Origin of the sequence: Chitinophaga sp. 180180018-3, from assembly GCF_037893185.1 — a bacterium.
GTDB lineage: Bacteria > Bacteroidota > Bacteroidia > Chitinophagales > Chitinophagaceae > Chitinophaga.
In genome coordinates, this window is the sequence record NZ_CP140772.1 from 891,651 (window position 1) to 903,507 (window position 11,857).

Genomic DNA, 11,857 nt, shown 5'->3' on the forward strand with positions numbered 1-11,857 from the left:
GAGTTGCCTTCTATAGCCGGGAGCATTGCAGTGCTTCCGGTTTTTTTTGCAACCGGTAGTGGAATCACGTCTTCATAACAAAAAATTTTAATAATTAATTCATAAGTGGACAAATAGTCTTACTGCTGCGGATCATATGGTTTTACCAATATCCGGTTGTCGTTAACATCAAAGTGAACCCGTTTTGTTGTTGATAAAATTCTTAATAACGCTGTTGCATTCTCTCTACGGGAAATGATCCCCGTTAAACGTATATCTGACAGATCACCCTCATAGGTAACGTCTATATTATACCATCTGGCCATCTGGCGCATGATAGTTTGAATATTGGTATTGCGAAACCGGAACTTCCCTTCTTTCCAGGCCAGGGCCTGTTCCAGGTCGGCCTGCCCAATGGTAAATTCATCTGCTCCGGCTTCCAGGCTGCCCCCATAGCCGGGTTTCAACAGGCTGTGAGATTGGCCGTGTACCAGTTGTACAGCGCCTTCTTCCAGGGTAGTGGTAATGGCCTGTTCATCGGGATACGCCATGATATTAAAGCTGGTACCAAGTACATCCACTTCCATTTCTGACCTGCCTTTTACTTTTACTTTGAAAGGCTGGCCTGCATTGGCTGCTACCTGGAAATAGGCTTCCCCGGAGATCTCTACCTGCCGGTCTTTCCCCGTGAATGCCGTTGGGAACCGGATACTGCTCGCAGCATTTAACCACACCTTACTGCCGTCTGCCAGCGTCAGCTGATACTGACCGCCTTTGGGAGTGGACACCGTATTATATACCGCTTCCGCAGCAGCTCCTCCTGCTTTATATTTGAGCCCATCCTGGGTATTCACAATACTGGTATTGCCCTGTTGAGCAAGTGCACCCATGTTGGCACTGTCCAACGGAATCGCTTTCCCGTCAGCCAGTATCAGCATCGCCTTGTTACTACCGGGCGCCAATGGTACCTGGGTCTGAACCACTACCACCTGTTTCCTGGGCTGATGAAAAAAATACCATCCACCGCCGGTGAGCACTGCTCCCAGTAAAACCGCTGCAGCAGCATACCAGATCCTCCGGCCGGTTATAAATCGCGTTGAGCCGGGCGTAGAAAGGATTTGCTGCAGTATTGCTGCTTCGTCTGCCTGCTGCCAGCCCTGATCGGGCGTTTGGTTGTGCAGGGCAGCAAGAATATCCGCCTTGATTTCAGGCTCGTAATCGTTCCCGGTCACCAGCCTTTTCAGGCGCAATAACTCATCCTGACTGATATCGTCATTCCTATATTTTTCCAGCAATACCCGTATTTCAGTCATGGACATAGTTAAAATTTTGGACTTGTTGACTATAGGTAAAGACGAACAACTGACGTTGAGGGAGTATTCTCTTTAAAAAAAAATTCAGGAAAAATTATTTTCGGAAAGTAATGATTAACAATAAGATAGGAATAATGTCGTTCTGAAGCCGGGCTTTTACAAAAGCTCTTACTGTGTGTAGGGCCAGGCTCATTTGCTTTTTTACGGTGTTAACAGAGATATTCAGTTGCAGGGAAATTTCCTCATTGCTCCAGCCTTGTTTCCGGGCCAGGTAAACTTTTTTGCGTTCAGGCGGAAGGCAGGCTACTGCCTTATCAAGAATAGCATCGTATTCCCGTTCCAGCAGTTTGTGATCGGTATCGTCCTGAATGGCGGGCTGGCTTTGAATATGCAGGTCATAGACTTTCAGCCTCACCATTTGCTTTCTGAAACCATCATAAATATGATTCCTTGTGAGAATAAAGAGATAGTCTTTGAAATGCTTTACCTGCAACATATCAGCCCTCTTAACCCATATCTTCATAAACACTTCCTGTACAATTTCTTTTGCGAGGCCTTTGTCTTTCAGGTAAAGCATGGCCACATCGAAGATCTGCCGGCTGTAGTGCCTGAACAGGATGGTGTACGCATACTCGTCACCAGCGGCAAGCTGGAGGAGCAATTCACGTTCGTCTGGTAAGGAAGTGTTCGACAATGGCGCTGTTTTATGGGCCCTTACAATTCAATCTACAAAGTAAATTTAGGTGACATGGAATTAATAATAAAATAATTTATGCTGTGGAAAAAAGGATACGGTTACATCTTCCTGTAAGAAAATTATTACGTAAATTCATTATATGCAGAGTAGGTATTCCGGTATACAGTGGGTTGTTCAGCGGAACGTTACCCATTCCACTGATTTGGAAAAATTGAAACAATCCTGTGAAACAAGGGGAATTTATTTTCAGGGAATAGAGGTTATTCCATTTTCGACAACCCTGCCTGATTTTGATGTTAGCAGGAAAAGTATTTTTTATGGTTCAACTACGTTTAACAAACTGATAGCTGAAGAGGAAAAATTGAGATCCGGTCTGTTTTTTGATTCAGAGAAGTTTTCGATAAGTAACTACTTCAGGCATTGGGGCAGGCATATGCTTAATTACGGTGCTGAGGTGACTACATTCAAAGAGTTGATGAGCAGGGATGAGGACCCGAAGAAGCTTTTGTTTGTCAGGCCCGATGACGACAGTAAATCATTTTCCGGTGAAACCAGATCTTTCGGGGAGATTGCGGAATGGTATGAACAACTGAAGACAATCGAAAACAGCGGCCTTTCGCTGGATAGCCCTATCGTGGTTTCCTCCCCGTGGCAGATCAGATACGAATGGCGGCTATGGATGGTAGCCGGCAGGGTGGTGACAGCATCTAAGTATCGCACAGATTTCAGATTGACGAAGGAACGGGGATGTCCGGCGGAAGTAGCAGCATTTGCAGAAGCCCGTTGCAGGGAATACCAGCCACATGAAGTATTTGTGATGGATGTTTGTCTTTGTGGTGATGAATTATTCATCGTAGAATGTGGTTGTATGAATGCCGCAGGATTTTACCAAGCGGATATTGATGTGATCGTATTATCAGTTTCAGACTGGTATGCAGATAACTTTTCCTGAAGAAGATTTGTTTTCACTACGCATGTCCATTGCGTATGTATAAAATAAATTACAGTCTCATTTCTAATAGTAACCATTATGAATGAAGTTAGATTCTGGCAGATCATTGAGGATGCCTGGGCCGCTTCCCCGTCATTACTCGAAATGCGGAATACAGTATTGAAAACCAATGATGCTATTCTGATTGAAGACCTTACAGGTGAGATATATGGTACCATCACCAATAATATCCGGGATATTTTGCTGGGGCTTGATAAGGAGGAGCTGACAGGATTCAATCACAGGATGGAGGAAATCCTGTTCCGGATCGACAGGAAGGATGTGCATGTTTACACAGAAGGTTCTGATGATGGTTTTCTCTATTGCAGATGTTTTATTGTGGGGATGGGAAAGGAATATTATAAAATGATCGATGAAAATCCATCCAGGGCTACCTGTGATGCGGAAGCGGAAATAGTTGGATTTATTGGTTATATGGTTTACAAAGAACTATTTGGCGAAGAATTTGAAAGGAATAGCGTGCACTGTATTGAATCCTGTTCCAATGCTGCTGGCTGGAGCGAAGAAATAATCAAATAAACACGAAATGAACCACGATATATATGGAATAGATAAGGAGCATGCCCACCCCAGGGCGCTTGCGCTGTTGCCGGAAGAGTTCTTTTGGGACTGTATGGATGAATTGGCTCCTTTCGGATCCGAAGCAGGAGAAACAGCACTGGTTGGATTCAGAGACTGGAGAAATACACATGGGAATGCGCCGATGATGCAGCGCATGAAGGAAGTGATTGAATCCGTTGGAAAAATAGAGTTGTCGGAGTATACAGAAGCGTTGACAGACCGCGACCTCCTCATTCGCCAGAAAGAAGATCCTGCATTTGATGATGAGCAATGCATTTTTACGCTGGATACTTCTATTATCGCCACGGCATTTGGCCAACTGGTAGATGAAGGTACAATCGATGCGGATATCAAACCGCTGGTGCTGATTGCTATTGAACGGCAGATTGCCTGGGCACAACTTTCCGAAAGCTGGTCTTATGCCGAACAGCATATTGGATATCTGAATATATTAAGCGGGGTGCTGGAACAAGCCTGAAGATTCCCGTGGCGGCAAAGGCAGGACTGGCAAGGCTTGAAGAAACCATCTAAATTTATTATCTTTTGATGCTAAAACGCTGCGTTATGAAAATACTATCCATGTTCCTCGCATTGTTGTGTTCATTCACCGGGATACTCTCTGCACAAACTGCGCCGCTGGGCGCCTGGAAATCAGTATCAGGCGATGTTACCAGTGTGCTGCTGGTTACTCCTTCCTGGTTTACCATCACTGATTACGGAGAAAAGAATTTTATCAGCAGCTATGGTGGCACCTGGAAATCTGCCAGTCAGGGTCAGGTCGATATCTTCATTCAATTCAATACGGAAAATAAATCGCAGGTTGGACAAAATGCAACAGTACCTGTTGGAATGGAAAACGGCCGGCTGATTACCAGTAGCCCGGGCGGCGGAAAACAGGAGTGGACGCAGATTGATGACGGTGCCGGCCCTCTTGCAGGTAACTGGCGTATTACAGCTCGTGAAACTGATGGAAAAATGAACCCGATTCAGCCTGGTCCCGGACAAACCTGGAAGATCCTTACCGGTACCCGCTTTCAATGGATAGCCATCAATACAGAGTCCGGTGAATTCTTCGGCTCAGGCGGCGGAACCTATACATTTGAAAATGGAACTTATACAGAGAAGATTGAATTCTTTTCAAGAGACAGCTCACGCGTAGGAGCAGTGCTTAACTTCAAAGGAAAAGTGACCGGCGACGATTGGGATCACAGCGGACTTAGCTCAAAAGGAGCGCCTATACACGAAACCTGGAGCCGGAATACAAACTGACCTTACCATCCAATGCCATAGTCTTCTCCATGATTGCTGCTGCCACCCCACAGGGTGCCGTGAACACGATCTATGAAAATGGCATTTATAGGACCGCTGGTGCGCTCTCCGAAGCTAAGATGATAACCCATCTGTTCCAATGTTTGCCGGTTTTTTTCAGAGGTATTTTTATTGATCAGGATACTTCCCGGGCGGGGAGCTCTGTCTTTGATTGCAGTGCCGCCCAGCGACAGCCACAACTGATTGGTATTGATATTGGCGGCTTCAGTCGCTTCCTGCACGGTCATACCAAATTCGGTGATGTTCAGGAAGAATTGTAACAGATTCTGATCCTGCGTATCGCCACCCTGTACGCCAAAGCAAAGGAACGGCAGGCCATCCTTCAATGCCAGGGAAGGTGTAAGCGTTACCCGGGGCCTTTTGCCGGGGGCAATTACATTAAAAGGACAGAGCACCGAGTCGAGTACAAAACTCTGCGCGCGCTGACTCATACCCACTCCCGTTTTCCCTGCGATACAGGCGGGCAACCAACCTCCGCTGGGAGTAACAGATACTACCCAGCCGTCTTTATCCGCTGCTTCCACACTGGTAGTACCCCTCCATAAACGGTCGAGATAGGCGCTGTCGGGGATGTTTGAGGCGTAAAGCTGCTGAACACCTGCACCCGGTGTAACCAACGCAGCATCATGCTTTGGCACAAACCCTCCCGGCCTGTGCTCCCTGCTGGTGTCGGCAAGCAGCCGCCGCTCCGGCAGAAAATGAAGGTAGGGATTTGTTTTCCCGATGTAGGGATATGGATCCCCAGGCCCGGCAGCAGCATCATTCTTCGCAGGATTGATCTGCCCCGCTCTTGCTTTCGCATATTCCTTGCTGAGCAATCCCTTAATAGCAGGATTAGTATTGAACCCGGGATCGCCATAATAAAAATCACGGTCCGCAAAAGCCAGGTTCATCGTCTGATAAATGGTGTGAATATATGCCGGGGAATTGTACCCCATTGCCTTGAGATCAAAGTTCTCGAGGATATTCAGGCTTTGCAATAACACAGGTCCCTGTGTCCATTCCTGCAGCTTGTATACTTCAATACCTTTGTAATTGATATGTAGCGGTTCTTCTTCTACCGGTTTCCATTTTGCCAGGTCTTCCATCGTAATCAACCCTCCCTGTTCCTGGCATCCTCTTACAAACTCCGTTGCTATATCCCCTTTGTAAAAACGGTCGTATGCCGCCATGATAGCCTCTTTCCGCGTCTTGTGCTTCCGCAGTGCTTCCTGCTCTGCTTCCACCATTTTGGAGAGCGTAGCCAGCAGATCCCGCTGAATAAAAATTTCGCCTGCTTCAGGTGCTTCCCTTTTTTCGCCCGGATGCGTCAGAAAAACGGCTTTACTGTAAGGCCATTGTTTAATATACTTCTTCCCACGCTCAATACTGTTGGCCGTTTGCGCCTCTATCGGGTACCCTGCTGCCATCTCCATAGCCGGAGCCAGTACCTGTTTTAAACTCATGGTTCCATATTCCGCCAGCATATAACAGAGGCCGCCGGGAGTACCTGGTGTCACCGCTGCCAATGGACCATACTCAGGAGGAAAATCGTATCCCTTGCTTTTATAAAACGCAGCAGTGGCGCCCGTAGGCGCAACACCCAACGCGTTGATGGCAATAACTTTTTTTGTTTTGGGGTTATAGATCAGTGCCTGTGTTTCTCCGCCCCAGCTCAACACATCCCACATGGTGCACGTGGCTGCCAGCATTGCGCAGGCTGCATCTACTGCATTGCCATGTTGCTGAAAAATCATGGCACCTGCGGTAGCTGCGAGCGGCTTGCCGGTTACCGCCATCCAGTTTTTTCCATGCAATGGTGGCTTTTGTGTTTGCTGCGCCTGTACATTAGCCGTGAATCCAGCTAACAGCGAGAGGGAGAGTAATATGCGGAACATAAAACGGGTTTTAGTTGTTTGCTGCCGGCAGAAAATAATATTTTCCACCTGCTCACAGGAACTGTCAGGATGTTAATCAGGAGCTATTGCTTCTCAGCCTGTAGCTGCCGTATGGTGACCAGTAGTTGTCCGGTATGCCGCATGGTGTGTTCTGCTGCGTGAAACAATAACCCCATTACGGTCGATGGCAGCTGTTTCCTGCCTACGCCCCTGAATTCGGTCAATGTATCTTCCCTGGTGGCCGACAGCTGTACCAGTGCCTTGTGAACCTGTTCGTCGAAATGATCCAGTAATTCCTGCAGCCCGCCTGTTGGCGTTCCTTCGGCTTTCAACGCTGCAAATTGAGCCTCACTCAGTTGCTCAGCCCGCGCATACGTGAAAAGCCGGTCTATCACGCCACTGACGTGTTGCAGATGAAACCCCGGAGAGGCCACTCCCGCAGGTTTCTCCCACAGCTGCTGCACGGGAAAGTTACGCATCATTTCATGTATTTCTGCATTTGCCTGCAACAGGGTATGTGCTACAGGCTGCAGCAGCGCCGGGATGTTTTCTACCGGCCCGCTCATCCAGTATTCCGTTGCCATATTGTTGGTTTATACTTCCATTGCATCGTACACCACCACTTTTTCCCAGAGGTGACTGCAGTTTTTTACAAATTCCAGGTGTATCGGGTGGGTCTGATAAGTAGCCTGCCCCGCAAGATCACTGAAGAAGATCAGTTCAGAAACAGCCCAGCTGTTGTCTACTACGTCCCTTTTTTCAGTACTGGCTACCACGCCTACACGAAGTTCCCGCACGGTTTCAATTTTTGACAGGTTTTTTACACCGGCAATCAGCTTGTCGCGGTCTTCTTTAGACTCAGGATGCTTCAACCAGAAGAATACATGGTGCACAACAGGATATTTCTTTTCCATATGTTGAGAGGGGATTGCGGCAGCAGCGGCTGTGCCAGCGGCCAGCGCTGCTGCGGTTCCTAAAAATTTACGTCTGTCGGATTGGCTCATATGAGGCTGTTTGAGTGGATGAAAATAAGAAAGATCGCTGATTTATTATAACCACTTTGTCTGTCTGACACTTATTTACTCTTTTCCAGCCCACCCACATACGCCGATGGTGTCACCCCAAACTGTTTATGGAAATCCCTGGAAAAATTAGTCTGTACGCTATATCCTACCATTAGCGCCACCTCATTTATTTTGTACTTTCCCTCCGCCAGCAGCTCGGCGGCTTTCTTTAACCGCGACAAATTAATCAGCTCATTCGGTGTCAGGTTCGATAACGCATTGATTTTTCTGTATAACGTAGGCCGGCTCAGGTTCATCAGCTTCGATAGCTGATCCACATCCAGATCCATGTCTGCAATCCGATCACTGATGACAGCATTAAGCTGTTCCAGAAATTGTTTGTCTGCATTGGAACAGGCTATCCCTTTGATATGTGTCAGTGGCGACCTTGCAAAGTATTCTTTGATAATGGTCCGGTTACTGATCAGATTGGCAATCTGCGCCATCAGATGCTCAAAGGCAAAAGGTTTTTCTATATAGGCATCTGCTCCTACTTCCAACCCCTCTATCTTCGAATGCAGGGTGTTTTTAGCAGTTAGCAATATAATCGGGATATGGCTATACTGCAGGTCTGTTTTGATACGCCGGCATAACTCAATTCCATCCATCACCGGCATCATGATATCGCTGACTACAACCTGCACATTCTCCTGTTGCAATATTTCCAGCGCTTCCTGCCCATTGCCGGCCCTCAGTACCTGGTAGGATGCACTCAGCTCTTTTTGAATAAAAACCGATATCTCCTTGTTGTCTTCTACTAATAATAATAGCGGCTTGCTGGGATCGGCCACTTCGTTTGTTTCCAGAGAGGGCGTGGCCTCTGCCGTCGTATCAGAGGGAAGACTCATTTCCTGCTCCTGGTGAATGGGAAGCGTTAGTTGAAAAATATTTAACGCTTCGGCCGAAGGCTTCAGTTCCAGTATCCCCTTGTGCAGTTCTGCCAATGTCCGGGAAAGCGATAGCCCTATTCCCGTGCCCGGTTGCTTCTCCGTTTCTTTCATCCGGTAGAAGGGCTCAAATATTTTATCTTTCTGATCATACGGAACAACAAAACCATCGTTCCGTACTTCAATGTGAAACATATTGTCTTCACTGCCGAATGGCAGTAGCTTCACCAGTACCGATTGTTCCGAATATTTGATGGCATTGCTGATCAGGTTGGAGCACATTTTCTTCAACGCCTCTGCATCTACCCAGGCATGCAGTGTCAGCCGGGGTAGTGCAAGTTTATAGGAAATATTTTTTTGTTCTGCTGCCGGCCGGAAACTGTTATATAGTTCCTGCAGAAATTCGTTGATATCTGTTTTAATGAAAGTAAGACTAAAATTATTGGCCTCGGCTTTGCGAAAATCAAGTAGCTGATTAGTGAGGTCAATGAGCCGGTTGGTGTTCTTTTTCATCATGTTCAGACTTTCGTTTATGTCAGCACTAAGCGGTATCTGTTTCGATAGCTTGTCCAGCGGCATTTTGATCAGTGTCAATGGTGTTCTGATCTCATGCGCCACGTTAGTAAAAAACTCTATTTTAGCGTTGTATATTTCTCTTTCCTTTTCTTTTTCCAATGTCTCCATCTTTCGTTTGTTTTTTTCATCCTGCGCAATATGATAATATCGGAAGATGACAAACACGATAGCTGCTCCCAGTAAAACGTACAACAGCCAGGCCCATGTGCTTGCCCAGTAAGGCGGAAGTATTTCTATGGCCAATGTAGTTTCCTGATTGTTCCATATGTCCTCGCCGCTGGAACCTTTTACTTTGAAAACATATTTTCCAGGTGGCAGCTTGGTGTAATATATCCGGCGGTTGCTTTTCAGATGAGTCCAATCTTTATCCAACCCTTCCATTTTGTATTGGTACCCGTTCATTTCCGGGATAGTGTAAGAAAGTGCCGCCACATCAATAGCCACGTTGGAGTGATCATATGTAAGTGTGAGCTGTTTCGTATAGGTGATAGATTTCCCGGAATAACCTTTCGTATGGCCTGGTGTAAGGGGCTGATTGTTCACTTGCAGCCCGGTAATGTATACCGGCGGAATAAACGGATGTGCTACAAACAACGCCGGGTTGAAGCTGATCATACCTTTTACGGAACCGAAGTAAAGCGTGCCATCGCTCCCCTTGAATGCCGAATTGTAGTTAAACTGTTCGGTCAGCAGGCCATTGGCGGCAGTAAAAATTTCTTTCCTGCCGTTGGAGGGATTAAAACGCATCAGGCCTTTAGAAGTGGATACCCACAGTTGTCCTGCATTGTCTTCCAACACCCGGAACACCTGGTTGTCAGGTAATCCGTCGTTCATAGTATAACTGGTGAACCTGCCGGTAGCAGGCACATAACAACATAATCCACCTTCTGTACAAAACCACATCTGGTGATGACTATCTTCATACAAGTTGTTTACGTAATTGTTGATCAATGTATTGCTCTCGCCACTCCTGGCCTTAAGTGTACCGCCTTTCCCGGTTTGCGGGTTCCAGTAATATACGCCATTGCCGTAGGTACTGGCCCATATGGTGCCTTGTTCATCTTCGTGAATAGCCTGTATTTGGGTATGGAAGAAAGACAACGGCGTAAAATTATTCTCCGCCCGGTTATACCGGAACAGCCCACTCCAGGTGCCCACAAGAATGTCGTTGGTACGTGTCCGGTAGAGTGCTACAATGAAATTGCTGCCGAAAGAAGCGGCATCCTTATGTGCATCGTAGTGACGGATAATTTTACCGCTGCGTATATCCATGACATCCAGTCCATGTTCGTAGGTGCCTATCCACAATTCGTTCCCGACAGCGGTAAGTCCGTGTATATTGCTGTAGGAAATACTGCCGGCGCCTTGTCCCGGCATGAAATGCGTTACTGTATTAGTTGTAAGATCCAGCTTATTCAGTCCGGCATCTTCCGTACCTATCCACAAATGACGATACTGATCCGCACAAATTTCATGTATGAGGTTGCCGCTTAAACTGTTTGGGCCTGACTGGGGGAAGTATTTATGAAACCTGTTGTAGGAAGATGAGTAATAATTGATACCTCCGAAAAAAGTGCCTATCCAGGTGCTTCCTTCGCGATCCTTATAGAAGGAGTAAATCACGTTATCGGAAACAGCATAGGGATCGTTGTAACTTTTTTGCTGTACAGAAATGCGGCCGCTTTGTTGATCATAGATATACAATCCGGTTTCTGTACCGAACCAGAATTCCGTTGCTGATTGCCGTAGTATTTTATGAATCTGGACATCGCGGTGCTCACGGAATATATCGTAGCTGCTGCTGTTGTGCAGATTATACCAGAGTGCCTGGTTCATGGTGCCAATTATCACAATGCTGTCGTTCACCGGGTAGAGATCCTGCACCACTGTGTTGGTACTTTTTGAAATGTCGTATGCTGTAAAATGGTCCGTTGCCGGATCATATTTTTTGATACTGCCGTTGTTGGTAGCTGCCCAAACAGCGCCGGTTTCTGTAACATGCAGGCAAATGGCCTGCGTCTTCTCAAAAGGATAACTGGTCAATTTCCCATCGGGCTGATGGTATTTGTACAAAACAAAATCCGCTATCATCCATATGTTGTGCTGATGATCACCACCGAGGTATCTGATTTCTCCGGGAACAATTTTCCGGAAAGGACGGAAAATCTCCATTACAGGGTCGTAAAGGTAAATACCTTTATAAGTGCCTACCCACAGCTGTTCCTGTTCGTCCTCAAACAGGCTGAGAATGGAATTGCTGCCTATGCTCAACGAGTCTGCGGTGTTGTTGCGGAAGATGTTGAAGGCGTTGCCATCGAATCTGTTCAAACCATTGCGGGTGCCAAACCACATAAACCCCTTTTTATCCTGTGTGATACTGGTAATAGTATTACTGGAAATACCATTATTCACCTGGTAATTACGAAAGTACCAGGTTTGCGCGGTAATGGTGCCTGTGGCGAGCAGCAGTATTAAGGTAAGGTATAATATGAAGAACGAACATCGCACGCGACCAAGATACGGAATTACAGCTGTTGCACCAATATACAGCGGGAGAGCGGC

10 protein-coding genes are annotated in these 11,857 nt (G+C 46.7%); 4 read left to right on the top strand and 6 right to left on the bottom strand.

The genetic code is table 11. From position 1 onward, the window contains the following. Window positions 1-119: 119 nt before the first annotated feature. On the bottom strand, window positions 120-1,298 hold the full coding sequence (locus UNH61_RS03635) for a FecR family protein (RefSeq protein WP_326990752.1): 1,179 nt from the start codon (window positions 1,296-1,298) through the stop codon (window positions 120-122). Between the two features lie 88 nt (window positions 1,299-1,386). Next, window positions 1,387-1,986, bottom strand: a complete 600-nt coding sequence (locus UNH61_RS03640) for a sigma-70 family RNA polymerase sigma factor (protein ID WP_326990753.1) — start codon at window positions 1,984-1,986, stop codon at window positions 1,387-1,389. Between the two features lie 142 nt (window positions 1,987-2,128). On the opposite strand from UNH61_RS03640, the gene UNH61_RS03645 reads away from it, so the two are divergent. The 4 genes from UNH61_RS03645 (at window position 2,129) to UNH61_RS03660 (ending at window position 4,831) form a co-directional block, all read left to right on the top strand. Beyond that, the gene (locus tag UNH61_RS03645; protein WP_326990754.1) at window positions 2,129-2,941 is read left to right on the top strand and encodes an ATP-grasp domain-containing protein; all 813 of its coding nucleotides are present in this window, start codon (window positions 2,129-2,131) and stop codon (window positions 2,939-2,941) included. A gap of 78 nt (window positions 2,942-3,019) precedes the next feature. Beyond that, on the top strand, window positions 3,020-3,520 hold the full coding sequence (locus UNH61_RS03650) for a DUF4240 domain-containing protein (RefSeq protein WP_326990755.1): 501 nt from the start codon (window positions 3,020-3,022) through the stop codon (window positions 3,518-3,520). Between the two features lie 7 nt (window positions 3,521-3,527). Next, window positions 3,528-4,040 carry a hypothetical protein gene (locus UNH61_RS03655; RefSeq protein ID WP_326990756.1) on the top strand — a complete coding sequence of 171 codons (513 nt, stop codon included), beginning with the start codon at window positions 3,528-3,530 and terminating at the stop codon, window positions 4,038-4,040. Between the two features lie 86 nt (window positions 4,041-4,126). After that, window positions 4,127-4,831 (top strand): hypothetical protein, encoded by a 705-nt coding sequence (locus UNH61_RS03660; RefSeq protein WP_326990757.1) that lies wholly within the window; start codon window positions 4,127-4,129, stop codon window positions 4,829-4,831. Between the two features lie 2 nt (window positions 4,832-4,833). Here UNH61_RS03660 and UNH61_RS03665 read toward each other — a convergent pair whose 3' ends face one another. From UNH61_RS03665 to UNH61_RS03680, 4 genes are all read right to left on the bottom strand, one after another. After that, window positions 4,834-6,768, bottom strand: a complete 1,935-nt coding sequence (locus UNH61_RS03665) for a gamma-glutamyltransferase (RefSeq protein WP_326990758.1) — start codon at window positions 6,766-6,768, stop codon at window positions 4,834-4,836. Window positions 6,769-6,851: 83 nt separating this feature from the next. Further along, the gene (locus UNH61_RS03670; protein ID WP_326990759.1) at window positions 6,852-7,352 is read right to left on the bottom strand and encodes a DinB family protein; all 501 of its coding nucleotides are present in this window, start codon (window positions 7,350-7,352) and stop codon (window positions 6,852-6,854) included. Window positions 7,353-7,361: 9 nt separating this feature from the next. Next, window positions 7,362-7,772 carry a Dabb family protein gene (locus tag UNH61_RS03675; RefSeq protein ID WP_326990760.1) on the bottom strand — a complete coding sequence of 137 codons (411 nt, stop codon included), beginning with the start codon at window positions 7,770-7,772 and terminating at the stop codon, window positions 7,362-7,364. Between the two features lie 71 nt (window positions 7,773-7,843). Continuing rightward, entirely contained in the window at window positions 7,844-11,803 is a 3,960-nt protein-coding gene (locus tag UNH61_RS03680) for a two-component regulator propeller domain-containing protein (RefSeq protein ID WP_326990761.1), read from the bottom strand. Between the last annotated feature and the right edge of the window lie 54 nt (window positions 11,804-11,857).